Raw genomic sequence first — 25,902 nt, 5'->3', positions numbered from 1 at the left:
TTCAGTATTGCGCAGTGTGTAACATATGTTGCATGATAGGTTCGCTGCAAATCGCGCCATCGTCAATCGGGGAAGGCATGACACACATCCTGCACCGCCAGATCCATGCGAGCCTGCCCGTCGCGGCGGGCGGCAAGGGCATCGAACTGTTCGACCGCGATGGCCGCGCCTATATCGATGCGTCAGGCGGTGCGGCGGTTTCCTGCCTCGGCCACGGCCATCCCGAGGTGACGGCCGCGCTCCATGCGCAGGCCGACAAGCTCGCCTATGCCCACACCAGCTTCTTCACCAATGAGCCGGCCGAGACATTGGCCGACAAGCTCGTCGCCGGCGCGCCACAAGGTATCAGCCACGTCTACTTCGTGTCCGGCGGCTCCGAGGCGGTGGAGGCGGCGGTCAAGATGGCCCGGCAGTTTTTCGTCGAGACCGGCAGGCCAGAGCGGCGAAACGTCATCGCCCGCCGCCAGAGCTATCACGGCAACACGCTCGGTGCTCTCGCTGCCGGGGGCAATGAGTGGCGCCGTGCCCAATTCCGCCCTTTGCTGATCGACACGCATCACATCGACCCATGCTATGCCTATCGCTACCAGAAAGCCGGTGAGAGCGAGGCGGCCTACGGACTGCGCGCCGCCCAGGCGCTCGAGGATAAAATTCTCGAACTCGGTCCGGACACTGTCATGGCCTTCGTCGCGGAACCTGTGGTCGGCGCGACCGCAGGAGCAGTGCCCGCGGTTGCCGGCTACTTCAGGCATGTCCGTGAAATCTGCGACCGCTACGGTGTGCTCCTCATCCTCGATGAGGTGATGTGCGGCATGGGCCGCACCGGGACGCTGCACGCCTGCGAGCAGGACGGCGTCGCGCCCGACCTGATGACGATCGCCAAAGGCCTCGGCGGCGGCTACCAGCCCATCGGTGCGGTGCTGCTTTCGCGCCGCATCTTCGACGCTTTCGCCGAAGGCTCCGGCTTCTTCCAGCACGGCCACACCTATATGTGCCATCCCATGGCCTGCGCGGCGGCGCTCGCCGTCCAGGAGGTGATCGATCGCGACGATCTGCTTGCCAATGTCCGGGCGATGGGAGCGCATCTTTCGCGGCGGCTGGGCGAATGGTTCGGCAACCATGCCCATATCGGCGACATCCGCGGCCGTGGCCTTTTCATGGGTATAGAGCTGGTCGAGGATCGCTCGACCAAGGCGCCCTTCGAACCGAAGCGGAAGCTCAATGCGACGATCAAGCGCGAGGCGATGGCGCGCGGACTGCTGGTCTATCCCGCAGCGGGAACGATCGACGGCCTGCGCGGCGATCATGTGCTGCTGGCGCCGCCCTTCATCATAGACGCCGCGGCGATCGACGCGGTTGTTGAACGGCTCGGCGACGCGATAGACGCTGCGGTGGCATAGCCAGCGGCCTTCATTCCGGCAGATAGGCCCCGAACGCCTGTAACTCCAGTTCCGTCTCCCTGACGCGAGCCGCCGCGGCCGGCCCGCTGCGCGCCAGCATCGTTGCGGCCAGCGCTTCCACGATAGCCATGGCTGCGGCTACCGACGGGAAGAAGGACGGGCTGTCGGTGGAGAATCGCAAGACAACCTGCGCATGCCGCGCGATCGGAGCGGCCATGCTGTCGACGATCGCGACAATCGGAACGCTGTGTCGTTGCGCAGCCTCCACCACCGGCCCGAGTTCACGCGAATAGGGCGAAAAGCCGATCGCGACGACCGCTTCCTTCTTTCCAAGCGCTGCGAGTTCCGCCTCGATCGCACCGCCGTCGCCGCCGAGCAGCGTGATCTCGCGCCGAAACATCCGGCAGAGATAGACGAGCGCGTGGGCGGGCGCGCGGCAGCTTCGGAACCCGGCGACACGTATGCGCTGAGCCTTCTCAAGTATCGCGCAGGCCCTTGCGATTTCTTCGCTGCCGTTGACCGCTTCGGCGGCCGCCAGATTGGCCACCGTCGTCCTCAGCGATTCGGCGAAGATCGCTTCCGACCTGCGCCTGACAAGCGCATCGGCCCTTGCCGCGAAAGGCGCCTTGCCGGAGCGCAGCCGGTCCTCGAACGGCTTGCGCAGCGCCGCCCAGTCGCCAAAACCCAGTCGCCGCGCCAGTCGCACGAAGGTCGTCGGTGTCACCTCTGATCGCGAGGCCAGCACCCGCATGGACACCAGCGCCACCTCGTCGGGATGATCGACCAGGAAACGCGCCGCCTTGCGCAGTTCCGAGCTCAATCCGGGGAGTTCGGTCAGTATGCGCGCCAAAAGCGCGTCGAAACCCATCTCCCGACTGTCCATTGTAACAAGCATTTCCCTTGATTGATAAAGCGCAACAATCGTAGCATGCATCGACGTGCCTTGACACCAAAACACCGGACGGCCGCGACGGCACGCAAAGTACCAAAGGGAGAACCAGATGAAACATGCCCGGACTGCACGCCTCGGAGCGCAGATTGCCGCCTTGTCGGCGGCGCTGCTGTTTTCGGCCAGCGCAATGGCGCAGCAGAATTTCGTTACCATCGGGACCGGTGGCGTCACCGGCGTCTATTATGCCGCCGGCGGCGCTATCTGCCGGTTGCTCAACAAGGATCGCAAGACACACGGCATCCGCTGCTCGGTCGAATCGACCGGCGGATCGGCATTCAACGTGAACACGATCAAGGAAGGCGAACTCGACTTCGGCATGGCGCAGTCGGACGTCCAGTACAACGCCTACAAGGGGCTGGAATCGTTCAAGGAGGGAGGCCTCCATACCGACCTGCGCGCGGTTTTCTCGATCCATCCGGAGCCGTTCACGGTGCTGGCGCATCCCAATGCCGGCGTGACGAAATTCGAGGACTTCAAGGGCAAGCGTTTCAACGTCGGCAATCCCGGTTCCGGGACGCGCTCCTCCATGGAACGTCTGCTCGGTGCGATGGGTTGGACGTTGGCCGACTTTTCGCTCGCATCGGAGCTAAAGGCGGACGAGCATGGTCCGGCGCTCTGCGACGGCAAGATCGACGGATTCTTCTACGGCGTCGGTCATCCTTCGGCAAACATTCAGGATCCGACCACTACCTGCGCTGCCAAGCTGGTGCCGTTGACCGGGGAAGTCGTGGACAAGCTGGTCGCAGAAAATCCCTACTACGCCAAGGCGGTGATTCCGGGCGGGCTCTACGCAAACAATCCCGACGATACCGGGACTTTCGGTGTGCTCGCCACGCTGGTCACTTCGGCCAAGGTTCCCGATGAGAGCGTCTATCAACTGACCAGGGCGGTGTTCGAGAACTTCGATGAGTTCAAGTCGCTGCATCCGGCCTTCGCCAATCTCGATCCCGCCAAGATGGTTGCGGAAGGAAATTCCGCGCCGCTCCATCCGGGCGCTGAAAAATACTTCAAGGAGAAGGGCTGGCTGAAGTAGGCTTCGTGAACTGACGACAGACCGGCGGGTCAGCGGACTCGCCGGGGCCATCCGCAACAGGAGGCGTCATTGAGCGAGGTGAAAGAACAACCGGCCGGCGTCGATCTCGAAGAGCTCGAACAGCTTGTCGCGGAGGCTGATACGGGTGGCCGGCATCCGAGCGGAACAGTCGCTCGAATCCTGCTCTGGGTTGCAGTTGCCTGGTCGCTTTTCCAGCTCTGGTACGCTTCGCCTTTGCCGTTCGTGTTCGGCTTCGGCATCCTCAATGATACGGAAGCGCGCGCCATCCATCTCGGCTTCGCGCTGTTCTTGACCTTCCTCGCCTATCCGGCGCTGAGATCTTCGCCCCGCGATCGTGTGCCGCTGCTTGACTGGGTGCTGGCCGTGGTCGGCGGGTTTGCCGGCGCCTACCTCTTTCTGTTTTACGTCCAGCTTTCCGGACGGCCGGGGCAGCCGACCACGCTCGATCTCGTTACCGGAACCGTTGGCATCCTGTTGCTTCTCGAGGCGACGCGCCGCGCGCTCGGCCTGCCGATGGTGGTCGTGGCGTGTGTCTTCATCTTCTACACCTTCGCCGGCCAGTACATGCCGGACGTGATTCAGCATCGCGGCGCATCGCTCACCAAGTTTCTCAACCATCAATGGCTGACAACCGAAGGCGTCTTCGGGATTGCACTTGGCGTGTCGACGAGCTTCGTCTTTCTGTTCGTCCTGTTCGGCACGCTTCTGGAAAAGGCAGGCGCCGGCAACTGGATGATGCAGATCTCCATCGCGCTGCTCGGCCATCTGCGCGGCGGCCCGGCGAAAGTCGCGGTGGTCTCATCGGCCCTCAACGGCGTTGTGTCCGGCTCGTCCGTCTCCAACGTGGTTTCAGGCGGCATCTTCACCATCCCGCTGATGAAGCGCACCGGCCTTTCCGGCGTCAAGGCGGGCGCCATCGAGGCTACAGCCTCGATCAACGGCCAGATCATGCCGCCGGTCATGGGCGCGGCCGCCTTCCTGATGGTCGAATATGTCGGCATTCCCTATTCGGAGATCATCAAGCACGCGCTGCTGCCGGCAGTCTTCTCCTATCTGGCGCTGCTCTACATGGTTCATCTCGAAGCGATAAAGATGGGCCTGAAGACGATCCCGCAGCGTCCTACGCCGGCAAGAGAACGGATGCTGCGGATGGGACTGGGACTGTCGGGCAGCGTTCTCGCCGTCTGTATCGTCTATTACGGCATCGTTGCTATCCAGGCTATCTTCGGTGGGGCCGCGCCGCCGCTGCTCGCGCTCGCCGGGGTCGCCCTCTACGTCGCCTCGGTCTGGTACTCCTCGCGCTATCCGGACCTCGCGCTCGACGATCCGAGCGCGCCGATCCTCGAACTGCCGCGCGCCTGGGACGTCACGCGGACCGGGCTCGACTTCCTCATCCCGATCGCGGTGCTTCTGTGGTGCCTGATGGTCGAGCAGATGTCGCCCGGCCTTTCGGCGTTCTGGGCGACCGTTTCAATCCTCGGTATCGTCGCCACCCGCAAGCCGTTGATGGCGGTGTTCCGTCAAGAAAATCTCGCCGCCTCGGTGCGGGCTGCCTGGGACGATGTGATCGACGGGCTGGCGCTCGGCGCCCGCAACATGATCGGCATCGGTATCGCCACCGCCACCGCCGGCATCGTCGTCGGCACGATCACGCTGACCGGTCTCGGCCTGATGATGACGGAACTCGTCGAGTTCATCTCCGGCGGCAACGTCATCCTGATGCTGATCCTGATCGCCGCGATCAGTCTTGTGCTCGGCATGGGCATCCCGACTACCGCAAACTACATTCTGGTCGCCACTCTGATGGCGCCGGTGGTGGTCGATCTCGGCGCCCAGGCCGGATTGCCGATCCCGCTGATCGCGGTCCACCTGTTCGTCTTCTACTTCGGCATCATGGCCGACATCACCCCGCCCGTCGGGCTGGCAGCCTTCGCGGCGGCGGCGATTTCCAAGGAAGATCCGATCGCCACCGGCTTCCAGGGCGCGTTCTATTCGCTGCGCACGGCGATCCTGCCGTTCGTCTTCATCTTCAACCCGGCGATGCTGCTGATCGGAGTCGATACCTGGCTTCAAACGATCTGGGTGGCGACGGTCTCGTTGATCGCCATCCTGCTGTTTTCGGCCGCGACCATGAACTGGTTCGTCACCAAAAGCCGGCTGTGGGAAAGTGCGGCGCTGCTTCTCATCTGCTTCACGCTGTTTCGGCCGGACTGGTGGCTCAATCAGGTGTCGCCGCCTTACGAGGAATTGCCGGCGAGCGAGTTCCTGTCGGCGGTCGGGCAGGCGCCGGCCGACGGCCGTATCAATTTCGTCGTCGAGGGTGTCGACCTCATGGGCGAAGATGTGCGCAAAACGGTCAACGTGCCGCTCGGCGAGCCGGGCGAGCCGCTGGAGCGGCTGCGCAGCATTGGCCTGACCATCACGCAGGCGGGCGACACGCTGATGATCAGCAATGTCGCCTTCGGATCCTACGCCAAGCGCATCGGGCTGGATGTCGGATATGACGTGGTGGCCGTGCTCAGAAAGGCCGACCAGCCCTCGAGCCTCATTCCGATCGGCCTGGCGCTTGCTGCGGCCAGCGGCGTCGCCGGGCTGCAGTTTGCGCGGGCGCGCAAGCAGGCGGACAGGAAGGAAGCCGGGCCGGCAGGCTGAGACTGGAACGGTTGATACAGCTGCTGACAGGCCCCGGGAAAAACTCCTCAGTCGGCGGTCAGCACGACCTTGACGCTCTGCGAGCGGTCGGCGGCCAGGCGAAACGCATCGCGGGCCGAGGAGAGTGGGCGTTCGGCGGTCACCAGCTTCATGACATCTATATTCCCGCTGACGATGAGGTCGACCGCCTCGTTGAATTCTGCCCCGAAACGAAACGTGCCGTTCAGATTGATTTCCTTGGCCATCACCGCATTGGCAGCCACCGGGATCTGACCGCCCGGAAGATTGCCGACCTGAACGATCGTGCCGCCGCGCCGGACGCTGGCGATTGCCGCGGCGAGGCCGGCTGCGGTGCCTGAGATTTCGAACGCGACATCGATCGCCTTGTCCGACGCAAGCGCCTTGAGTTCTTCGTCGCCGCCGAACAGGTTGATCGTCCTGTTTGCTCCAAGTTTGCTGGCGAAGGCGAGCGGCGCCTCCGCGATGTCGGCAACGGTGAGCTCGCCACATCCCTTGAGCCTGGCGGCGAGCATGGTCAGGAGCCCGATGGGGCCGGCGCCGATCAGGATGACGTTGCGGCCGGCGATGTCGCCGGCCCGTGCCACTGCATGCAGGCTGACGGCGAGTGGCTCGGCCAGTGCCGCCGCCCGGTAGGCGACAGCATGCGGAACCTTGACGCATTGCGCCGGCGTGGCATCGAACAGGCTGGCAAAACCGCCTTGCATGTGCGGCGTTTTCGACGCGGAGCCCATGAAATAGATGTTCTCGCAGAGGTTGGCGCGGCCCTCCGCGCATCGCGCGCATTGTCCGCACCAGCGCGACGGGTTGACCGCCACGCGATCACCGACGGCAAGCCCGGGCGCGTCCGCGTTGATTTCGACGATCTCTCCGGCGACCTCGTGGCCGAGCACGAGCGGAGATGTGACGACAAAATCGCCGGTCCGCGCATGGCGAAAATAGTGCAGGTCGGAACCGCAGATGCCGCCGGCGCCGAAGCGCACACGCACCATTCCCGGCGCGAGGCGGCCGAGCGGATGCTCGACGACGCGCAGATCCTCGGGGCCGAACAGCGTCGCTGCGACTGCGCTGTCGATCATCGAATCAGTCCCATTTGCGTCGGCAGCCACAGCGTGATGGCGGGGACGAAGGTGATCAGAATCAGCGCGGCGATCAATGGCACGAGCCAGGGCAGAATTGCCATGGTCGTACGCTCGACCGACAGCTTGGCGACCCGCGAGAGGACGAACAGCACCATGCCGAGCGGCGGATGGAGGAGACCGATCATCAGATTAAGCGTCATGATCAGACCGAAATGCACAGGGTCAATGCCGTAGAGGACCACGATCGGCAGGAGGATCGGCACAAGGATCGTGATGGCGGCGATCGTATCGAGAAAACAGCCGACTACCAGCATCAGGATGTTGACCAGGATCAGGAACACCCATTTGTTTTCGGTCAGCGATGTGATGAAGACCGAGAACAGCTGCGCCGCCTGGCTGACCGTGAGCAACCAGGCGAAGATCGATGCTGCTGTGACGATGAAGAGGACCGACGCCGTCGTCTCGATCGTGTCGAAACTGGCCTTGGCCAAGGCTGCGAGTGTCATCGTCCGATAGCGCACGAGCCCGAGAAACAACGACCAGATGACGGCGGCCATGGCCGCTTCGGTCGGCGTGAACCAGCCCATGGTCATGCCGCCGATCAGGATGATCGGTGTCATCAACGCCATGACGGCGGAAAAGTCGAAATACCAGTCGCAGGCGATCAGGATGACGAGCACGATGCCAACGGCAATGTTGAGCGACAGTCCCATCTGGACAAGGACATAAACCGCCAGCGGAAAGCAGCACACGACGGCCACCTCGATCGAGGCGGCGGCGAGCCGGTTCAGTTTGAACGGCGTGTCCGAACCCCACCCCCGGCGGTGGGCGAAGATCGCGACCGTCACCATCATCAGCACCGTCATGACGACGCCGGGCAGGATGCCGGCCATGAACAGCGCGCCGATCGAGACGTTGGCCATCATGCCGTAGATGACGAAGGGCAGCGACGGCGGGAAGATCGGGCCAAGCGTCGAAGAGGCGGCGGTGACGCCGACCGCCGCCTCCACGGGATAACCATGGTCGCGCATGGCCTTGATCTCGATGGTGCCGATGCCGGCGGCGTCGGCAAGGGCTGCGCCCGACATGCCGGCGAAGACCACCGATCCGATGATGTTCACCTGCGCGAGACCGCCCTTCATCCAGCCGACAAGCGCCAGCGCGAAGGAATAGATTCGCCCGGTGACACCGGCGATGTTCATGAGGTTGCCGGCAAAGATGAAGAACGGCACGGCAAGCAGCGGAAAGCTCTCGACACCGGCGATCATGCGCTGCGCGGCGATGATGTCGGGCGCCACGCCATAGAAGACGAGATAGAGCAGCGACGACACCGCCATCGACACAGCCACAGGCACGCCGACCAGCATCAGAACGAGAAAGGCTCCGATCAGAAGCAGCATGGCCTATTCCCCCAATCCGTCGAACGCGGCGGGGCGCTCCAGCGCCGAGTAGCCGCGGCGAATGTTGCCGATGAAGACCTGGATGGCGCGCAGCATCATCAGCACGAAACCGGCGAAGACGGCGTAGAAGACGACGTTGCGCGGCAGGTTGATGGTGACCATCCGTTCGCGGTGGACGATCCCGACATAGCGCCAGAGGAGCCAGGACATGTAGGCGAAGAAGCAAATGGTAATCACATTGACCGCGAGCGCCAGGTAGCGCCCCGCCCCAGCGGGGAGATAGTGATAGAGCACGTCGACGTGGATGTGGCGCGTGGTGCGCGTGCACATCACCGAGCCCAGGAAGACCACGACGACGAGGCAGTTGATGGCGATCTCCTCGGTCCAGGCAAAACTGTTGTTCATGACGTAGCGCGTGAAGAACTGCAGGAACACGCAGAACGACATGCCCCAGAACACGGCGAGCGTGACCCAGTCCTCCACCGCGTATCGCGACAGATCGATGGGCGGCGCTTCTTCCTCGAAGGCATGCGCCAGTTCTTCTGCTGTAACCTGGGTGTGGACCTCTTGGGTCATCGGCAAGCTCCGGGCACTGTTGGACAGCGGGCTCGACAGACCCGACGCGCTTGTCGCGCCGGGCCCGGATCGATGCGGGTTACTTGACGGCGCGGATCGCCTCCCAATCCTCCTTGCGGTAGCCGAACTCGTCGAACGTCACCTTCTCCATCACGTTCTTTTCGAAATCGGCGCGATCGACTTCGGTGACGGTGAGACCGCGCTCCTTGAAGGTTTCAACCAGGGCCTTCTCGCGATCGACGATGATCTTTGTCGCTCGCGCGGCGGCTTCCTGCATCACCTCGGTGAAGATCGCCTTGTCCTCGTCCGACAATTGCGACCAGCGCGATTGCGACACGATCGTGTTGAGATGATCGACGATGTGCCCGGTCAGGATAATGTGCTTTTGCACTTCGTAGAACTTCTTGGCGTCGATCGTCGTCAGTGGGTTTTCCTGCGCTTCCACCGTGCCCTGCTGCAAGGCGAGATAGACCTCGGCGAAGGCGATCGGCGCGGTGTTGGCGCCGCAGGCGCGCGGCATGGCGAGATAGGCCGGCACATCAGGCACGCGGATCTTCAGGCCCTGCATGTCGGCGCATTTCTCGATGGGCCGGTTGGAGGTCGTGTGACGCGTGCCGTAGTAGGTGGTCGCGGTGATGTGATGGCCGGAGGCCTCTTCGAAGCCGGCGGTCAACTCCTTGTATTTGTCGCTCTTGGTGTAAGCGAGCAGGTGATCCGCGTCGCGGAAAGTGAACGGGAAGTAGGTCACGCCGATCGGCGGGTATTCGCGGGCGGCGAAGCTCGATCCGGAGATGATGATGTCGACCGTGCCGAGGGTCAGCCCCTGGTTGATGTCGGCTTCCTTGCCGAGTTGCGAAGCCGGGAAGACATCGATCGTATAGCGGCCGTCGGTGCGCTTCTTGATCTCTTCTGCCGCCCACACCGACTCGGTGTGGAAGGGTTCGGACGTTTCGTAGACGTGGGCCCATTTCAGCGCGGTTTGTGCAGAGGCCGAAGCCATGGGCAGAGCGATTGCGGCGATCGTGCCGAGCAGAACGGCGTATTTCCTCAACATCATATTCCTCCCTGTGAATGGATTGACGGTGCCGACAGGATCCTCCCGGTCGGCTAACGAGACCTTCTTAGTTCAAGCATCGGTTTTTCCCAAAACCGGTTTGCTCTATTCCGCGACCTCCCTGGCCGCGGATTTCTCACCGAAATTGCGTGAGAATCTCAGTTGCGACTGACGCAGATGTTCCTGCATCGCGGCCTTGGCCCGTTCGGGCTCACGCGCCGCGATCGCGTCGCGCACCGCGCGATGCTCCTCCGCGGCGGCCCGCCAGGACTCCCTGTTCTCGAAATAGCTCGACAGGCGTTCGAAATATGGGTTCATGCGCTGGTCGAAGAGCTCGCCGATGCAGCGCACCAGCACGGCGTTTCCGAGAATGCCCGCCACCATCGTATGGAACTCGCGGTCGAGCGCTATCGTCGTCTTGGTCGGGCGAGGTATGTCCTCCATGCGGCGCAGCACGTCGTCCATATGCTCGACGTCGATCGGCCGAGCATGGAGGGCGGCTTCGGCGGCGATCGCGCCTTCGATGAACTCGCGTGCCCGCAACAGCTCGAACGGGCCTTCATCCATTTCCGCCGTCAAAATTTCGGCACGCGGCGGTTCGGTGACGTAGATGCCCGAGCCGACGCGAATGCGTATGCGCCCCTCGACCTCGAGCGCGATCAGCGCTTCGCGGACGGTCGGGCGGGAGATGCCAAGCTGATCGGCCAGCTCACGCTCGGTTGGCAGCCGATCGCCGACTGCGAACTCGCCCGCGTCGATCAGCTGCCTGAGCTGATCGGCGATCTGTCGGTAAAGTCGACGCGGTTCAACGGCCTGGATCGGCATTGTTACCCAGTTCCACTTCAACGGAATCATCTGGCTGATCCCGGATCGGTAAATTGGTCTGACCTAATGATCGAAACCTGCCGCGAAAAAGGCTGAGAGTCAAGCAGCAGAGAACGCCCATGGAACCCATTCTCCGTGTCTTTCTTGGAAACGACGGATCGGCCATGGCTGGACGGCAACTCTTGAACTTCCAGCAGCTGGAAGGAATGTCGCGTGGTTTCCGCCGGCGGACAGCCGAATTATTTCACCATCAACGGCCGCGCCTATCCTTCGACGGACACGATAAGGATGAAAGTCGGCGAAACTCTGAAAGTGCGCTTCATCGGCACCAATGTGCCACTTGTGACAGCGGATCATGCTGCGGCGACTTCCGGCACCGTAGCATATCTCACCTGCGCAATGAGTATAGACTGAGAGGGGGCGCCAGGGCAGCTAGGGGAGCCGTGTCATCGAGCCAGTGGATAGGCCTGCGGCGACTTCCGATATGCCTCTTCACAACGCGGCGAACAAAACCATGGCCCTTCTGGGGCGGCCCGTCGATAGGATGCATACGGAGCATGCATCTTGCACACTGGATCGATCCAGGCCGGGTCAGGCGAGGGGGCAAGTTCGATCTCGTAAAGAGGGATTTCATCAGCTACCGACCGCAGCGCCACCTCTCCGAGATCCCGCACCAAGATGCCTTTGGCGGCAGCGGCGTCGGCAACGGGTTGAGTCGCAAGCAATTGACCGGGGGACGCAAGCGCAGCAATACGTGCCGCTATGTTGACGGTCGATCCAAACAGATCACCTGCCCTGCGGATGACCGGTCCATGGTTCAGCGCCGACCGGGTGAGCGGAAGGCGCGGTTCTTCCCGGCATGCCTGCAACAGCGTTCCAAGCGCCTGGATCGCTAACTCCGGCTCCGGAAACGAGAGCATCGCTTCATCCCCGATCCACTTGATCGGAGGCTCGTAGCCAGCAAGCGCCTCGCGGACCATGCTCTCGAAAATCTCGAGCACATCGATTGCCGCTGCATCTCCATAAACGTCCGCGATGGCGCTAAAGCCCGCAAGATCGATGAATGCCACCGTAGCCGAAGCGCCGACGGAACTCTGCGTCTGGCTCATATCCCTGTCCATGCGAAGTTATTTAACGCCTGTAACACGGTTTCGCGAATCTCGGACGCGATCGTCAGAGCTCCAGGGCGTCGGTACGCCACACCGCAGACCTCCCTTCGAGTGAAATTGGAGAAGGCGTTAGCCGCCTGTTTCCTCGGGAACACTTTGGTCTCGCAAAGTGTTTTGCCGCGTGGCAAAGGCGAAAGGAAGCGTGAATATGCGCGCAGTCATCATTGGTGCAGGCATCGCCGGACTTACAGTTGCCAAGGGCCTGCGACTCCTCGAATGGGAGACCGAGATTTACGAGCAGGCGAGCGAACTGAAACCTCTGGGTGCGGGTCTCAGTCTCAGCGCCAATGCGCTTCGTGCCCTCCGTACGCTCGGGCTCTACGAAGCGGTTGTGGCCGAGGCGCAGCCAATACACAGGCTCGATCTTCTCGACGACAAGGGACAAGTTCTCCAATCCACGGATTTTCAGCGCTTCAGTCGGCAATATGGTCACCTCAGTATGGGCGTGCTGCATCGCGGCGATCTCCACAAGGCCCTTCTTTCGGAACTACCGCGTTCTATCATCCGCACCGACATGGAATGTGTGGATGCTCGGCAGGTTGGCGACACATCGCCCTGCGCTTTGCGAATGGGGAGATTGTGGAAAGCGAGCTGGTGCTCGCTTGCGATGGCATTCACTCCGCGGTTCGTAGAGCGCTGTTTCCGCAATCTCGTGAGCATTTCGCTCGCTACGCTTGCTGGCGAGCCATCGCGCCCGGTTTCCCGCAAGGAATGGATCCCGCGCGTCTTACCGAAAGCTGGGGGGCCGGAAAACGCATCGGCCTGGCCGCGATCCCCGGCGAAAGGGTCTACTGGTTTGCTTGCTGTGGTGCCAATCACCGGGACGACCCCAAGCTGGCTCAGGCCGATCTTGCAGAAGTTCAGGCGATGTTTTCCGGATTTCAGAGCCAGTCCCGGAGGTCCTTGATCGGACCCCGGCGGACTCGCTAATCTGGACGGACATTCTCGATCTCGATCCAATGCCCTCGTTCACGCGCGGAAGAGCGGTTTTGCTTGGCGACGCCGCGCATGCCGTGACGCCCGATCTGGGACAAGGCGCCGGACTTGCCATGGAAGACGCGGCCGTTCTTGCAGCGTTGTTCGGGCGGCTTCCGGCCGACCGGGCCATCCGCGAGTATGACAAACGCCGTCTCGACAGGGCACATAGGTTCGCGGCTGAATCACGCCTCTATGCCAAAGTTGCGCAATGGCAGAACCCGCTTGTCGTCCCGCTACGCAACTTGCTGGTAAAGAGCATACCGGAGTATCTCATGGACCGGCAGCTCGAGGCGGTTCTCGATATAGATTTCGAGCCTGTCAGGGCCGCCGCCTAGCGCCGGCGATTAAACGCACACCAATCGTCCAATTTTCTTGTCGGCGGCATAATGGCCAAGGCCCTGGCGGCGAGTGACGGCGCGCCTATCCCATCATGCGGCAACCCCCAGGGGGACGCGCTGGCCATATCGCGGCGGAAGGTAAGCGATCATTTTGCAGAAAGCCACTTGACCTTCCAGTAACTGGAAACTGTAGGTGGTAGGGGAGTTGCCCATTTAGGAGTGCTCCATGACCGACCGTCACGATGACGCCACCCACACCGACGTATCGCATGGCTCGTGCTGTTCCTCGCACGCGCCGGCCGCTGCCTCAATCGTCGTCACTCGCGATCCAGTGTGCGGCATGACAGTCGATCCAGCGGCGGGAAAGCCGTCAGCGACCTTGGGCGGCCACAGCTATCATTTCTGTTCGGAAGGCTGCCGGACCAAGTTCCAGAAGGAGCCAGAAGCCTTTCTGAATGCGACCGATCCGGTTTGCGGGATGAAAGTTGAGCGCGCCACGGCGAAGCATTTCGTGCGGCATGAGGGCAAGGGTTTTTACTTCTGCTCCGCCGGGTGCAAAGCCAAGTTCGAGGCCGATCCTCAGAAATATCTGAGCGGCCAGCCAGCGCCGGAGCCGATGCCGAAGGGCACGCAATATACTTGCCCGATGCATCCCGAGATTGTCCGCGACAAGCCCAGCTCCTGCCCGATCTGCGGCATGGCGCTGGAGCCGATGGGCGTGCCGACCGGCGACGAAGGTCCCAATCCGGAACTCGTCGACTTCACCCGCCGCTTTTGGGTAAGTGCCGTCCTGTCGATCCCGCTGCTTCTGATCACCATGGGACCGATGCTGGGCCTGCCGTTCCGCGACTGGCTCGGCGAACATCCGGCAGCCTGGATTGAGTTGGCGCTGGCGACCCCGGTGGTGCTCTGGGCGGCGATCCCCTTCTTCCATCGCGGCTGGGAGTCGATCGTCAACCGCAGTCCGAACATGTGGACGCTGATCTCGATCGGCGTCGGCACCGCCTATGTCTACAGCGTCGTGGCGACGTTGTTCCCGGATATCTTCCCGCACCAGTTTCGCGGCCACGGTGGCACGGTTCCGGTCTATTTCGAGGCAGCCGCAGTAATCGTCGCGCTGGTCTTTCTCGGCCAGGTGCTGGAACTGAAGGCAAGGGAGCGCACTGGCTCCGCCATCCGCGCACTGCTCGACCTGGCGCCGAAGACGGCACGGCGGATCGGGGCGGACGGTTCTGAGACGGATGTGCCGCTCGAGGAAGTGCAGGCCGGCGAGCGGCTCCGCGTGCGGCCCGGCGACAGTGTGCCGGTCGACGGCACGGTGCTCGAAGGCCGCTCCTCGGTCGACGAATCGATGCTGAGCGGCGAACCTGTCCCCGTCGAGAAGACGCAAGGCGACTTTGTGACCGGCGGCACGCTCAACAAGAACGGAACGCTGGTCATGCGCGCCGAAAAGGTCGGCGCCGATACGATGCTGTCGCGCATCGTCGAAATGGTTGCCAAGGCGCAGCGCAGCAGAGCGCCAATCCAGGGACTTGCCGACCGCGTCTCCTATTACTTCGTGCCTACTGTCGTTCTGGTCGCCATCGTCGCCTTCATCGTCTGGGCCATCTATGGGCCTCAGCCGAGCATGGTCTTCGCCATCGTTTCGGCCGTCTCGGTGCTGATCATCGCCTGTCCCTGCGCGCTTGGGTTGGCGACGCCAATGTCGATTATGACCGCCACGGGACGCGGCGCGCAAGCTGGCGTGCTGATCAAGGAGGCCGAAGCGCTGGAGCGCTTCTCCAAGGTCGACACGCTGATCGTCGACAAGACCGGCACGCTGACCGAGGGCAAGCCCAAGTTGACCGACGTCGTCGGGTTCGATGGCTTTGACGAGGCCGAACTTCTCGGCCTTGCCGCCAGCCTCGAGAAGGGTTCGGAGCACCCGCTTGCCGAGGCGATCGTCGATGGCGCGCGGGAGCGCGGCGCGACCGTCGAAGACGCAGCGGATTTCGAGGCCGTCACGGGCAAGGGCGTCACGGGAACGGTCAAGGGCCGCGCCGTTTCGCTCGGCAATCAGGCGCTGATGGACGATCTGGGCATCGGCCTGGAGGTGGCGAAGGAGCGTGCCGACGCGCTGCGTTCCGACGGCAAGACGGTGATGTTCGTCGCGGCCGACGGCAGGCTTGCCGGTTTCGTCGCCGTGGCCGATCCGATCAAGGCGACGACGGTGGAAGCGATCCGCGCCCTGCATGACAGCGGACTCAGGATCATCATGGCGACGGGCGACAACGAGCGCACAGCGAAAGCGGTGGCGGCGAAGCTCGGCATCGACGAAGTCAGGGCCGACATGCTGCCGGAAAGCAAGAAGACGCTGATCGACGAACTGCATGCGAAGGGCGCGGGCGTCGCGATGGCCGGCGACGGCGTCAACGACGCACCGGCGCTGGCGGCGGCCGATGTCGGCATCGCCATGGGAACCGGCGCCGACGTGGCGGTCGAGAGCGCCGGCATCACGCTGGTCAAGGGCGACCTCAACGGCATCGTCCGGGCGCGGCGGCTGTCGCAGGCGACGATCCGTAACATCAAGCAGAACCTGTTCTTCGCCTTCGTCTACAACGCACTCGGCGTGCCGGTAGCGGCGGGCATCCTCTACCCGATCTTCGGCACGCTGCTGTCACCGATGATCGCGGCAGCGGCAATGAGCCTTTCGTCAGTTTCCGTGATCGGAAACGCGCTGCGACTTCGTTCCTTGAAGCTTTGAGGTCAGACCATGAACATAGGAACTGCTGCAGAACAGTCCGGCCTGCCGCCAAAGACCATCCGATACTACGAAGACATCGGTCTTCTCAGGCCTGATCGCGCCGACAACGGGTACAGGGACTATTCGATGGCCGACGTGCATCGCCTGCGCTTCCTGCAGCGATCACGCAGCCTAGGCTTCTCGGTCGAGGAATGCCGCCAGCTCCTTTCGCTCTACGGCGACAAGGAGCGCGAAAGCGCGGATGTGAAGGCCATAGCGGAAGCCAAGCTCGCCGAAATCGACCGGAAACTTGCGGAACTCGCCGGGCTGCGGGACATGCTTCGGCATCTGGCCGACCATTGCAACGGCGATGACCGACCTGATTGCCCGATCATCGACGGGCTTGCTGGACACGGCACGGTTCAGTGAGGCGCGTCCCCATCATTGCAGCAGTCCTTGTCATCGCCGGGATCGCCGCCGGGACGGCGCTCCCGAAGACAGCCGTCGCCCCAGTCGTCGCCGAGCGCCAAGCGTCGATGAAGGCGATGGCGAGCGCCGCCAAGACCATCTCCGAAATTTTTGCCGGCAAGGTGGCCTACGATGCCGCAGCCTTCAAGGCGGCAACCGAAACCATTCGCCGCCGGTCCGGAAGTGCCATGGTAGACGCATTTCCAGCGGACTCGCTTGGTGAGCCCTCGGCCGCTAAGGCGGATATCGGTCAGTCCCAAGAAGAATTCGCCGCGCTCGCTCGCCATCTCGAAAGCCTGGCTGCGGCGCTGTCAGATGCGGCTGACGATGCGCCCGAAGGCATTACGGAAGCCATGAGGATGAAACCCGGAATGGCAATGGGCAGCAGCCTGCTCGGAAAACGGGCTGGCGGCGCGGCCGATTCCGATCCTTCGAAGATCCCAGCCGAACACGTATTCCATCTGATGCTGCAGAACTGCACGAACTGCCACGCCAAGTTCAGGGAGAAACGGCAGTAGGCAAGGCATCGACTTCACCCGATGCCGGACTAGGTGACATTGACGACAATCGACAGGAATCCTGCAATGTTCGTACAGCCCGTCGACTACTTCCTCGCAGTCTGGTTCGTTCTGGCGGGCCTGAGCACGGCCTATGTTGCGTGGGACCAGTTCCGCAACAACCCCGAACCCGTGGTGATGAAATGGGGTTTCATCCTGGTCACGCTTTATATGGGGCCGCTGGGGCTGCTGATCTACGTGCTGGCCGACAAGGAGCCTCGGCCAGGCGAACATGAGGCGTTCACCAAACCGCTCTGGAAGCAAGGCGTCGGCTCGACGATCCACTGCGTCGCCGGAGACGCCACCGGCATCATCCTTGCTGCGGCAATCACCGCCGCTCTCGGGCTGCCGATGTGGATCGATCTTGTTGTCGAGTACGTTGCCGGTTTCGCATTCGGCCTGTTCATCTTCCAGTCGCTGTTCATGAAATCGATGATGGGCGGCACCTACTGGGAGAATGTCCGCAAGAGCTTCATGCCGGAATTCATCAGCATGAATTTCATGATGGCGGGCATGGCGCCGATCATGAGCTTCCTGATGATGGGCAGCGACATGCGGGCCATGGAACCGACCGAGCTCCTGTTCTGGGGCGTGATGTCGTTCGGCGTGATCGTTGGATTCGTCACCGCATATCCCGCCAACGTATGGATGGTGGCCCGTGGACTGAAGCACGGGCTGATGACCGAACGCGAACCGGAGTTCGACAAGGCAAGGGAAGGCAGGCGCGAGCACGCACATAGCGGCGCGAAAGCCGGGATGGTGGGGCACCACGCTTACGCGCGCCTCGATGAACATGCCAAGCCCAGACATGCCAACCCAGGCGGCAATCCCGGGCCTGGCCATCATGGATCCGGCCATGGCTCCTCCCACGGCGATGGGGGAGGAGGGTCGCGTGGTTCTCATGGCGGTCACGACGGTATGGAACCGGATGCAACTGTGCCGCAACTCGCGGCCTTCGGCGGCGTGTCCGTACTCGCGCTGGCGCTCGGCATGATCGCTCCAGCCAATTGGGTGAACCTCGCCCTCAGCGCCCGCGACGTAGGCGGCGCCATTATGCCGCCCGGCATGATCATGGACCGCGACACGCCGGCTGCAGCGATGCTGGACATGGCCGCCGTGCATCCTCGCCTGATCACGGCCAGCCATGGCTTGGAAGTTCGCGGCGACCGGGAACTGGAAGCCAGGATGGAGAACGGGGTAAAGGTGTTCGACCTGGAAACCTCGGTCATCCGCTGGGCGATCCTGGCGGACGTGAAAGTCGACGCCTATGCGATCAACGGGCAGGTTCCCGGCCCGCGGCTGCATATCCGGCAAGGCGACCGGGTGCGCATCAATGTGACGAATCGCCTGCCGGAGAGTACGACCATCCATTGGCACGGGTTGATCCTGCCGAACGAAATGGACGGCCCGGCCGAGATCACGCAGGAGCCGATCCCGCCCGGCGGCAGCTACCGATACGAATTTACGGCAGGCCAATCGGGAACCTACTTCTATCACTCGCATGACCATGTCGATCGCCAGCAGGCGCTCGGACTCTACGGCGCACTCATCATTGATCCCGCCAATCCCCAGGACGAGATTGCGGCAGACCACGACTATGTTATCCAGCTTCAGGAATGGCTGATGCGGGAGGGCCTGACTTTTCCGTCGATGCCGATGGACGGCGGGCAGCCGAATTATTTCACCATCAACGGCCGCGCCTATCCTTCGACGGACACGATCAGGATGAAGGTCGGCGAAACTCTGAAAGTGCGCTTCATCGGCACCAATAATGGGTTTATCCACCCGATGCACATCCACGGCGGTCCATTCGAAGTTGTCGCCCGCGACGGCGAGACTATCCCGGAGTCGGCACGATTCCTTGCCGACACAGTCAACGTCGGACCAGGGCAACGCTACGATGTCGTCTGGCAGGCACGTCGGCCCGGAAAATGGCTGATCCATTGCCATATCGGGCATCATACGACCAACAACAATGTCGAAGAGAAGGGCGGTGGCGGACTGATGGTCGTAATCGATGTGCAACCCTGAAGCCCGCTCCGCAAGGCGAAACGTAGATGGATATCCTTGCCATCTACGGCGGCCTGTTTGCTATTGCCTTCGCTGCGGCGACCATCCTCCCGGCGCAGTCGGAGGCCGCCCTTGCAGGGCTCCTCGCCATGGATTCCTTCTCGCCCGCAATGCTGGTTCTTGTCGCCAGCCTGGGCAACGTCCTGGGTTCTGTGGTGAACTGGGGTCTTGGTCGAGGGATCGAACGCTTCCGGGACAGGCCCTGGTTTCCGCTGCGTCCCGCGACGCTCAACCGCGCCACGAACTGGTATCACCGCTATGGAAGATGGTCGCTCTTGTTAAGCTGGATGCCGATCGTCGGTGACCCACTGACCGTGGTCGCTGGGGCTTTGCGCGAGCCGCTATGGAGCTTCGTCGCGATCGTCGCCCTGGCGAAGGTTTCGCGTTATCTGGTTGTCGCCGGAACGGTGCTGAGTCTGAAGTGAAATCGAAATGCAGACGCGTCGCAGCAGGCAGTAGCGTTCACTTTTGGTTGCGTTGCAACAAACCTTACGCACGCGAACTTGACAAATCAGACGAACAATTGTCCCAAGGGCACGATGACGAATGTTGGTCGAATCTCGATCTTGGGAAACATACCGCTCCGAGCAATGCTGGCGGTCGTATTCTTGCTCATGTCGGCTCTTCAGCCCGGTTTGTTTGCCACAGCCAATGCCACGGGTTTTCACAGCGACGCGGGGATGAATCTCCCTGCCGAAGTCCACTCCCACGAGATGGATGGTCACGACCACGGCGTTGCAGCCGAAGACGTGGACATGTCAGAGCACGATCACGGCACCAAGAATTCCAGCGAGAAAAGCTGCGAAGTCCATTGCGCGCCGGCGCATGCCGTGCCGGTCGATTGTCCCGAGCTGCCGCGTGTTGTTTCTCGCTGCTTTGCGGCCGTCGTTACCGAAGCCTCGGCAGGCGGAGAGTATACCGCCCATATACGACCTCCCAGACGCCTGAGTTGACGCGCCTCTCTGGGGCGTTCGCCCGCAGCGTCCGGAATCCGTTCCGGCGCGGCCAAACGCATTCGTCAAGCTTCAGGTCTATAATGAAAATCGCAAGCATCGCGATACTCGCATCGCTGTTCGTTGCCGGATGCGCGACAACCACGCCGCCGGAGGTCCTTCCGGCTTTCAATCCAGCCGATCCGGTGATGGGCATCCGTGATGCGCACTACCACCCGGTCATTGTCGACTATCATCACCGGGAACCGGTCGATCCGCAAAACTGGCGGCGTCTCAATGAAGAGCGCGCTCCTGCAAATCCGGGAGCCGGATCATGAGGCGCCGGTTCCTGACTATGGCTACGGTCGCAGCCATGCCCCTGATTACGGCGGGATGCACCACCACCGCCGCGCTTGACGGTATTTCCGATCCCATGGCCGGCTTCACGACGGTCGCGGCGCGTGCCGAATCCGTAACCGGCAAGAAAACGGCGTGGCTGCAGTCCAGCGAGGAGGCGCGTGCAGTCTCCGAGCGTGTGAAGAATCTGGTCCAGAAGAAGACGATCGGTCCAGACGTTGCGGTCCAGGTTGCCCTGCTCAACAACAAGGGCCTTCAGGCCGCCTATGCCGAGATCGGCCTGTCGGCTGCAGATGTCTGGCAGGAAGCGATGCTCGTCAACCCGACGATCTCGGTCGGCATGATCGGCGTCGATCCGGTGCGGACGATTGAAGGCGCGGTGGTCAGCAACATCTTCGCGCTGGCGACCCGTGAACGGCGCGTCGCAGTCGCGGATGCGCGCTTCCGTCAGGCCCAGCTCCGCGCCGCCGAAGAAACGCTCCGGCTGGCAGCCGATACGCGGCGGGCCTGGATCAACGCTGTATCGGCCTGGGAAAGCGTTTCCTATTTGAATCAGGCGCAGGCCGCCGCGGACGCTGCTTCGGAACTCGCTCAGAAACTTGGGGAGACAGGCGCTTTCACAAAGACCGGCCAGGCCCGCGAACATGTCTTCTACGCCGAGATCGTCGGCCAGGCGGCGGAGGCGCGGCTCGCGGCCCGGACTGCCAAGGAAGAGCTCACCCGGCTGATGGGTCTATGGGGACCGGACGTCGATTACTCAGTCCCCAACATGCTTCCAGCCTTACCGAAAGGCGCCAAGGCCAAACGCGCAATAGAGGCGGAGGCGCTAAGAAATCGCGTCGACCTTGAGATCGCGAAACTTGAGCTGGAGGCGCTGGCGAAATCCTACGGTCTGACCGAGGCGACGCGCTACGTCACCGACCTTGAGCTTCTTACCGGTGTGGAAGTGGAACGCGAGGAGGCGGAAGAAGGCGGAACCGAGACGAGCACTGCGCCCATCCTGGAAGTCGAATTCGTCATCCCGATTTTCGACACCGGCAAGGCGCGCATGCGCAAGGCCGAGCTTGCCTATATGCAAGCGGCAAACCGGATGGCGGAAAAGGCGGTCAACATCCGATCCGAGGCGAGATCCGCCTATGACTCCTACCGCTCGACCTACGACATTGCCCGGCACTATCGGAACAATGTTGTGCCGCTGCGAACAAAGATCGAGGCGGAGTCGGTTCTGACCTACAACGGCATGATCACCAACACGTTCGAGCTTCTCGCGGACACCCGCGCGAAAATCAGCGCGATCATGCTGTCCCTAAACGCCAAGCGCAATTTCTGGCTGGCCGACGTCAATCTCGGAACCGCCATTCATGGTGGTGGCGGGAGTTCGCCCGAAGGCGGCGAGGCACCGGCCGCAGCCGAAGCGGGCGCCGAAGGCCACTGAACTCAAGGAGACGAGAAATGCTTTCAAGACGTCAGTTGCTGGGCGCTGGAGCCCTGCTCGCCGGGGCCACGGCATGGACCAAAACCTCGGCGATGGGCTTGCCGGATGCCGCCGTCATGGAATCGCCGGATATGCAGCCGCCGATCTTCCCGACGAGCGGGCCCGACTACCAGCCGGTGGTGACGCTCAATGGTTGGACCCTTCCGCATCGCATGAACAACGGCGTGAAGGAATTTCACCTTGTCGCCGAGCCGGTCGAGCGGGAGCTGGCGCCCGGCTCGACTGCGTATCTGTGGGGCTACAACGGTCAGTCCCCCGGTCCGACGATCGAGGCAGTGGAAGGCGACCGTGTCCGCATCTTCGTGACCAACAAGCTTCCCGAGCACACCACCATCCACTGGCACGGCATGATCCTGCCAAACGGCATGGATGGCGTGACCGGCCTTACCCAGCCCGGAATTCCGCCCGGCAAGACCTTCGTCTACGAGTTCGACCTCGTGAAGAGCGGGACCTTCATGTACCACCCGCACGCCGACGAAATGGTCCAGATGGCCATGGGCATGATGGGATTCTTCGTCATTCACCCGAAGGACCCGAAATTCATGCGAGTGGACCGCGATTTCGTGTTCCTGCTGAACGCTTTCGACATCGAACCGGGGTCGTACGTCCCGCGCATCATGGAGATGACGGACTTCAACCTCTGGGCCTGGAACAGTCGCGTCTTTCCGGGGATCAGCCACCTTCCAGTGGCGAAGAACGACCGGGTCAGAGTGCGGGTGGGCAATCTGACGATGACTAACCATCCGATCCACATGCATGGCTACGACTTCGAGGTGACCTGCACCGACGGCGGCTGGGTCCGCCCGGAGGCGCGGTGGCCCGAGGTATCGATCGACATCCCCGTCGGCGCCATGCGGGCGTACGAGTTCGAGGCCAAATACGAAGGCGACTGGGCGATTCATTGCCACAAGTCGCATCATACGATGAACGCCATGGGCCACGACGTGCCCACATTCATCGGCGTCGACAACTCGAAGGTGACCGACAAAATCCGCCGCGTCCAGCCCGAATACATGGCGATGGGTGACCGCGGCATGGCCGACATGGGCGAGATGGAGATGCCGCTTCCCGACAACACCATCCCGATGATGACCGGCTGGGGTCAGTTCGGCGCCATCGAAATGGGCGGCATGTTCTCGGTCGTGAAGGTGCGCGAAGGCCTGTCCGCGAACGATTACGCCGATCCCGGCTGGTACCAGCACCCGGAAGGAACCGTCGCCTATGAATGGACCGGGGATGTACCGGCCCCCGTGAAATCAGGCGACGCAAAAACGATGGCTCCGCAAACAGAGCACGGCGGCCACGGAAAACAGAGATGAGAAACCGAAACCCTCAACCTCAACAAAAGAGAGAATGTACAGCATGAAACGCATATTAGCAGCGGCCGTTTTGATGGCGGTCAGTTCCGGAATTGCATTCGCCACCGGCAATCATGCCGGCGGCCACGGTGAGGAGGCCGGCACCATAGCCATAGGCAAGCCGGGCAAGGCTGCCCAGGCGAAGCGCGTCGTAAACATCGCCATGTCGGAGAAGGAGGACGGCAGCATGGTTTTTGAGCCTGCCGTCCTGAAGGTCAAGGAAGGAGAGACTGTCCGCCTGAAATTCACGAACAAGGGAGAAACCGACCACGAATTCGTGATGGACACGACCGAAGGGGTCATGGAGCACAAGGTTCTCATGGAGAAGTTCCCCGAAATGGAACACTCCGATCCCAATGCCATCCGTCTAGCGCCGGGCGCCAAAGGAGAGATCATCTGGACTTTCGCCAAGGCCGGCGACTTCACCTTCGCCTGCCTTATCCCGGGTCACTACGACGCCGGCATGAAGGGTGACATCACGGTCGCCCACTGAACTCCAAATCAGAAAGGAGACAACCATGAAGCTATTGGCAAAGACAGTCTCAGCCCTGGCGCTCGCGCTCGCCATCGGCGGGAGCGCACTCGCACAGGAATACGTGAAAGGTGAGGTCGTCAAAGTCGACACCAAGCAGAAGAAGCTAACGATCAAACATGAGCCGTTGGCGAATCTCGATATGCCCGCAATGACGATGGTGTTCGTCGTCGCGGAGGACGGCATGCTAGAGAAGGTCAAGGCGGGTCAAGCGATCGAGTTCACGGCTGATCGCGTGAACGGGCGCATCACGGTCACGGAAATCAAATAGGCAAGGTGCGTGGATAGCGGGCCGTCGGAAAACGTCGGCCCGCCCTCGCGAGTGGCCGCTACGCTAATAACCAATGCCGCACTGTCGACTGCGGCACGATCGTTCCGTCGGGACGATCGATGACCCTTGTCGCCTCGAAACCAAGGACGCGGTCCCGCCGATAGCTTCACGTAGCGAACCGAGTTGAGCACTGATGACATTCAGCAATAGCGCTCTTACCGAGATCGATATTCTCATTTCGGAGGTCGAGCAGCGCAATGAGCTGCGCACCGCGCTTTGGCGGTTCGTGGCGTTGTTCGTTTTCGCGCTCTCTGTTGCGCTTGAACCGGATATCGTCAATCACGAGATCCACATTATTCTGCTGAGCGCCTATGCCGCGATCACCTTTGTAGCTGTAGGCCTGGTGATATCGAGGTTATTCCGCCCATGGCTGAACTGGATTTATGTTGCAGTAGACGCGTCGCTCGTCATTTATCTGACCGCCGAGCACCTCCTTGACCCCGCTTCTTCCTTGGTCGATGCGCTGGCCACGCCAAGCCTCGTGATCGCCTTCGTGCTTCTTTCACACGCGAGCATGCGCATGCGCGCGGGGCCGGTTGCCGCCTTTGCACTGATCGTCATTCTCGGTTCCTCGGCAGTTGTCTTGATGCCGGTTTGGGAGGACGGCTTTGGGGCGATCTTCCGCCTCTCTTCGGAAGAAATTCAGGCAGCGGGCGTTCGGCTTGCGGCTTTCACCGTCGTCGCGGCGATCCAGATCGTTCTGGTATTGGACATCCGGCGGCTGGTGCAGGAAGCGGTCGCAAGTTCGAGCGAGCGGGCGAACTTGGCCCGCTTCTTTGCTCCCGAGACGGCTGAGCGCTTGGCAATCCAGGGTGCGAATCTCGGTCTTCGCCGCCAGGAGGCGGCGATACTGTTCGTCGATATCCGAGGCTTCACGAGCCTGTCCGAGACGATGCCGCTGGAGGAGATAGCATCCCTGCTCACCGAATACAGGCGGCGGGTGACGCAGGCCGTATCGGGATGTGATGGGGTCGTGGACAAATTCATCGGCGATGGCGTCATGGCTGTATTCGGCTTTCCATTGCCGCTCTCGACCGCCGCTCTCCGAGCTTTTGAATGCGCGGTCGAGCTGTCCAACTTTCTCGATGTGTGGAGCGAGATCAGGATGCGCGACGGCGAGGAACCCCTCAGTTTCGCGATCGGCGTTCACCACGGCCACGTGATCGGAGGCGTCATACCTGGAGAACATCATAGCGAATACACCGTTATCGGCGATTCGGTGAACCTCGCCGCCAGGCTTCAGGCGATGTGCAAGCTTACGGACGCCCGCATCGTCATCTCGGACGAACTCGCCTGCAAACTGCCGCGGCATTGGAGGACGCCTGAGTGGCAAACGCTGAGGGCTGCAACCGTTCCGGGCCGATCTGAAACCGTCGACGTCCATCTCCTGCCGATGCAGGGGGCAGGGATACAAAGTTATCAACCACAGGATCCGGATCGGAACGCTTCACGGCCAAACCCAGGCGCAGCGAGCCGTGCGGCCCGTCACAACGGCGATCAGGCCAAGACCTGGTCGGCCACATCAAGGGGATAAGCCGCTGTCGTTAGTCGGAGATCGGACGATCGGGTGACCTCACATCGC

25 protein-coding genes are annotated in these 25,902 nt (G+C 62.1%); 18 read left to right on the top strand and 7 right to left on the bottom strand.

Annotated features, from left to right (window positions below; genetic code table 11):
• The first annotated feature begins 77 nt into the window (after positions 1-77).
• Positions 78-1,400 (top strand): aspartate aminotransferase family protein, encoded by a 1,323-nt coding sequence (locus M727_RS0105730; protein WP_027151862.1) that lies wholly within the window; start codon positions 78-80, stop codon positions 1,398-1,400.
• A gap of 10 nt (positions 1,401-1,410) precedes the next feature.
• Here M727_RS0105730 and M727_RS41385 read toward each other — a convergent pair whose 3' ends face one another.
• Positions 1,411-2,283 carry a MurR/RpiR family transcriptional regulator gene (locus M727_RS41385; RefSeq protein WP_027151861.1) on the bottom strand — a complete coding sequence of 291 codons (873 nt, stop codon included), beginning with the start codon at positions 2,281-2,283 and terminating at the stop codon, positions 1,411-1,413.
• A 118-nt stretch (positions 2,284-2,401) separates the two neighbouring features.
• Between M727_RS41385 and M727_RS0105720 the strand changes: the two genes are divergently transcribed.
• Positions 2,402-3,385 (top strand): TAXI family TRAP transporter solute-binding subunit, encoded by a 984-nt coding sequence (locus M727_RS0105720; protein WP_027151860.1) that lies wholly within the window; start codon positions 2,402-2,404, stop codon positions 3,383-3,385.
• Between the two features lie 180 nt (positions 3,386-3,565).
• Complete coding sequence (locus tag M727_RS0105715) at positions 3,566-6,058, top strand: TRAP transporter permease (protein WP_027151859.1); 2,493 nt, start codon at positions 3,566-3,568, stop codon at positions 6,056-6,058.
• 47 nt (positions 6,059-6,105) lie between these two features.
• Here the strand turns inward: M727_RS0105715 and M727_RS0105710 are convergent, their stop codons facing one another.
• From M727_RS0105710 to M727_RS35935, 5 genes are all read right to left on the bottom strand, one after another.
• The gene (locus M727_RS0105710; protein ID WP_027151858.1) at positions 6,106-7,155 is read right to left on the bottom strand and encodes an L-idonate 5-dehydrogenase; all 1,050 of its coding nucleotides are present in this window, start codon (positions 7,153-7,155) and stop codon (positions 6,106-6,108) included.
• Positions 7,152-8,558 carry a TRAP transporter large permease gene (locus M727_RS0105705; protein ID WP_027151857.1) on the bottom strand — a complete coding sequence of 469 codons (1,407 nt, stop codon included), beginning with the start codon at positions 8,556-8,558 and terminating at the stop codon, positions 7,152-7,154. Before M727_RS0105705 ends, M727_RS0105710 begins: the two co-directional genes overlap by 4 nt.
• A 3-nt stretch (positions 8,559-8,561) precedes the next feature.
• Positions 8,562-9,134 carry a TRAP transporter small permease gene (locus M727_RS0105700; protein ID WP_023798555.1) on the bottom strand — a complete coding sequence of 191 codons (573 nt, stop codon included), beginning with the start codon at positions 9,132-9,134 and terminating at the stop codon, positions 8,562-8,564.
• Positions 9,135-9,213: 79 nt separating this feature from the next.
• On the bottom strand, positions 9,214-10,188 hold the full coding sequence (locus M727_RS0105695; RefSeq protein WP_027151856.1) for a sialic acid TRAP transporter substrate-binding protein SiaP: 975 nt from the start codon (positions 10,186-10,188) through the stop codon (positions 9,214-9,216).
• Positions 10,189-10,293: 105 nt separating this feature from the next.
• Positions 10,294-11,013 carry an FCD domain-containing protein gene (locus tag M727_RS35935; protein WP_036261585.1) on the bottom strand — a complete coding sequence of 240 codons (720 nt, stop codon included), beginning with the start codon at positions 11,011-11,013 and terminating at the stop codon, positions 10,294-10,296.
• A gap of 213 nt (positions 11,014-11,226) precedes the next feature.
• Here M727_RS35935 and M727_RS41380 point away from each other — a divergent pair, with 213 nt between their 5' ends.
• Entirely contained in the window at positions 11,227-11,427 is a 201-nt protein-coding gene (locus tag M727_RS41380) for a hypothetical protein (protein ID WP_027151855.1), read from the top strand.
• Positions 11,428-11,459: 32 nt separating this feature from the next.
• On the opposite strand, the gene M727_RS0105680 is transcribed toward M727_RS41380, so the two are convergent.
• A complete protein-coding gene (locus M727_RS0105680; RefSeq protein WP_245268475.1) occupies positions 11,460-12,122 on the bottom strand; it encodes a hypothetical protein in 663 nt (220 codons plus the stop codon).
• Between the two features lie 208 nt (positions 12,123-12,330).
• Here M727_RS0105680 and M727_RS35930 point away from each other — a divergent pair, with 208 nt between their 5' ends.
• From M727_RS35930 to M727_RS0105600, 14 genes are all read left to right on the top strand, one after another.
• Positions 12,331-13,089 carry a hypothetical protein gene (locus M727_RS35930; RefSeq protein WP_036261582.1) on the top strand — a complete coding sequence of 253 codons (759 nt, stop codon included), beginning with the start codon at positions 12,331-12,333 and terminating at the stop codon, positions 13,087-13,089.
• 82 nt (positions 13,090-13,171) lie between these two features.
• On the top strand, positions 13,172-13,495 hold the full coding sequence (locus M727_RS42300; protein WP_245268474.1) for an FAD-dependent monooxygenase: 324 nt from the start codon (positions 13,172-13,174) through the stop codon (positions 13,493-13,495).
• 229 nt (positions 13,496-13,724) lie between these two features.
• Positions 13,725-16,241 carry a heavy metal translocating P-type ATPase gene (locus tag M727_RS0105655; RefSeq protein WP_027151850.1) on the top strand — a complete coding sequence of 839 codons (2,517 nt, stop codon included), beginning with the start codon at positions 13,725-13,727 and terminating at the stop codon, positions 16,239-16,241.
• A gap of 9 nt (positions 16,242-16,250) precedes the next feature.
• Positions 16,251-16,649 (top strand): Cu(I)-responsive transcriptional regulator, encoded by a 399-nt coding sequence (gene cueR, locus M727_RS0105650; protein WP_027151849.1) that lies wholly within the window; start codon positions 16,251-16,253, stop codon positions 16,647-16,649.
• Entirely contained in the window at positions 16,646-17,206 is a 561-nt protein-coding gene (locus M727_RS0105645) for a cytochrome c (RefSeq protein WP_027151848.1), read from the top strand. Before cueR ends, M727_RS0105645 begins: the two co-directional genes overlap by 4 nt.
• 66 nt (positions 17,207-17,272) lie before the next feature.
• On the top strand, positions 17,273-19,276 hold the full coding sequence (locus M727_RS0105640) for a DUF4396 domain-containing protein (RefSeq protein WP_027151847.1): 2,004 nt from the start codon (positions 17,273-17,275) through the stop codon (positions 19,274-19,276).
• Positions 19,277-19,302: 26 nt separating this feature from the next.
• Positions 19,303-19,740: a YqaA family protein gene (locus tag M727_RS0105635; protein WP_027151846.1), complete on the top strand. Its 438-nt coding sequence runs from the start codon at positions 19,303-19,305 to the stop codon at positions 19,738-19,740.
• Positions 19,741-19,905: 165 nt separating this feature from the next.
• Entirely contained in the window at positions 19,906-20,268 is a 363-nt protein-coding gene (locus tag M727_RS0105630) for a hypothetical protein (RefSeq protein WP_036261579.1), read from the top strand.
• 83 nt (positions 20,269-20,351) lie between these two features.
• Positions 20,352-20,585 (top strand): hypothetical protein, encoded by a 234-nt coding sequence (locus M727_RS0105625; RefSeq protein ID WP_027151844.1) that lies wholly within the window; start codon positions 20,352-20,354, stop codon positions 20,583-20,585.
• Positions 20,582-22,039: a TolC family protein gene (locus M727_RS0105620; RefSeq protein WP_027151843.1), complete on the top strand. Its 1,458-nt coding sequence runs from the start codon at positions 20,582-20,584 to the stop codon at positions 22,037-22,039. The genes M727_RS0105625 and M727_RS0105620 overlap by 4 nt, the downstream gene beginning before the upstream one ends.
• A 17-nt stretch (positions 22,040-22,056) precedes the next feature.
• Entirely contained in the window at positions 22,057-23,418 is a 1,362-nt protein-coding gene (locus M727_RS0105615; protein WP_027151842.1) for a copper oxidase, read from the top strand.
• A gap of 43 nt (positions 23,419-23,461) precedes the next feature.
• Positions 23,462-23,950, top strand: a complete 489-nt coding sequence (locus M727_RS0105610; protein WP_027151841.1) for a cupredoxin family protein — start codon at positions 23,462-23,464, stop codon at positions 23,948-23,950.
• Between the two features lie 25 nt (positions 23,951-23,975).
• Complete coding sequence (locus M727_RS0105605) at positions 23,976-24,260, top strand: copper-binding protein (RefSeq protein ID WP_027151840.1); 285 nt, start codon at positions 23,976-23,978, stop codon at positions 24,258-24,260.
• Positions 24,261-24,453: 193 nt separating this feature from the next.
• Positions 24,454-25,854, top strand: a complete 1,401-nt coding sequence (locus M727_RS0105600; protein ID WP_027151839.1) for an adenylate/guanylate cyclase domain-containing protein — start codon at positions 24,454-24,456, stop codon at positions 25,852-25,854.
• Positions 25,855-25,902 lie beyond the last annotated feature (48 nt).

This window comes from Mesorhizobium sp. WSM2561 (assembly GCF_000513915.1).
Lineage (GTDB): Bacteria > Pseudomonadota > Alphaproteobacteria > Rhizobiales > Rhizobiaceae > Mesorhizobium > Mesorhizobium muleiense.
This window is presented reverse-complemented; position numbering and strand designations above follow the sequence as displayed.

Bases quoted from the DNA above. Each gene is read 5' to 3' on its own strand.
- M727_RS0105710 (WP_027151858.1), bottom strand. From the start codon at position 7,155: ATGATCGACAGCGCAGTCGCAGCGACGCTGTTCGGCCCCGAGGATCTG.
- M727_RS35935 (WP_036261585.1), bottom strand. From the start codon at position 11,013: ATGCCGATCCAGGCCGTTGAACCGCGTCGACTTTACCGACAGATCGCC.
- M727_RS0105700 (WP_023798555.1), bottom strand. From the start codon at position 9,134: ATGACCCAAGAGGTCCACACCCAGGTTACAGCAGAAGAACTGGCGCAT.
- M727_RS0105705 (WP_027151857.1), bottom strand. From the start codon at position 8,558: ATGCTGCTTCTGATCGGAGCCTTTCTCGTTCTGATGCTGGTCGGCGTG.
- M727_RS0105730 (WP_027151862.1), top strand. From the start codon at position 78: ATGACACACATCCTGCACCGCCAGATCCATGCGAGCCTGCCCGTCGCG.
- M727_RS0105600 (WP_027151839.1), top strand. From the start codon at position 24,454: ATGACATTCAGCAATAGCGCTCTTACCGAGATCGATATTCTCATTTCG.
- M727_RS0105680 (WP_245268475.1), bottom strand. From the start codon at position 12,122: ATGAGCCAGACGCAGAGTTCCGTCGGCGCTTCGGCTACGGTGGCATTC.
- M727_RS35930 (WP_036261582.1), top strand. From the start codon at position 12,331: ATGCGCGCAGTCATCATTGGTGCAGGCATCGCCGGACTTACAGTTGCC.
- M727_RS0105620 (WP_027151843.1), top strand. From the start codon at position 20,582: ATGAGGCGCCGGTTCCTGACTATGGCTACGGTCGCAGCCATGCCCCTG.
- cueR (WP_027151849.1), top strand. From the start codon at position 16,251: ATGAACATAGGAACTGCTGCAGAACAGTCCGGCCTGCCGCCAAAGACC.
- M727_RS0105720 (WP_027151860.1), top strand. From the start codon at position 2,402: ATGAAACATGCCCGGACTGCACGCCTCGGAGCGCAGATTGCCGCCTTG.
- M727_RS0105695 (WP_027151856.1), bottom strand. From the start codon at position 10,188: ATGTTGAGGAAATACGCCGTTCTGCTCGGCACGATCGCCGCAATCGCT.
- M727_RS0105655 (WP_027151850.1), top strand. From the start codon at position 13,725: ATGACCGACCGTCACGATGACGCCACCCACACCGACGTATCGCATGGC.
- M727_RS0105640 (WP_027151847.1), top strand. From the start codon at position 17,273: ATGTTCGTACAGCCCGTCGACTACTTCCTCGCAGTCTGGTTCGTTCTG.
- M727_RS0105610 (WP_027151841.1), top strand. From the start codon at position 23,462: ATGAAACGCATATTAGCAGCGGCCGTTTTGATGGCGGTCAGTTCCGGA.
- M727_RS41385 (WP_027151861.1), bottom strand. From the start codon at position 2,283: ATGGACAGTCGGGAGATGGGTTTCGACGCGCTTTTGGCGCGCATACTG.
- M727_RS0105630 (WP_036261579.1), top strand. From the start codon at position 19,906: ATGCTGGCGGTCGTATTCTTGCTCATGTCGGCTCTTCAGCCCGGTTTG.
- M727_RS0105635 (WP_027151846.1), top strand. From the start codon at position 19,303: ATGGATATCCTTGCCATCTACGGCGGCCTGTTTGCTATTGCCTTCGCT.
- M727_RS0105625 (WP_027151844.1), top strand. From the start codon at position 20,352: ATGAAAATCGCAAGCATCGCGATACTCGCATCGCTGTTCGTTGCCGGA.
- M727_RS0105615 (WP_027151842.1), top strand. From the start codon at position 22,057: ATGCTTTCAAGACGTCAGTTGCTGGGCGCTGGAGCCCTGCTCGCCGGG.
- M727_RS0105605 (WP_027151840.1), top strand. From the start codon at position 23,976: ATGAAGCTATTGGCAAAGACAGTCTCAGCCCTGGCGCTCGCGCTCGCC.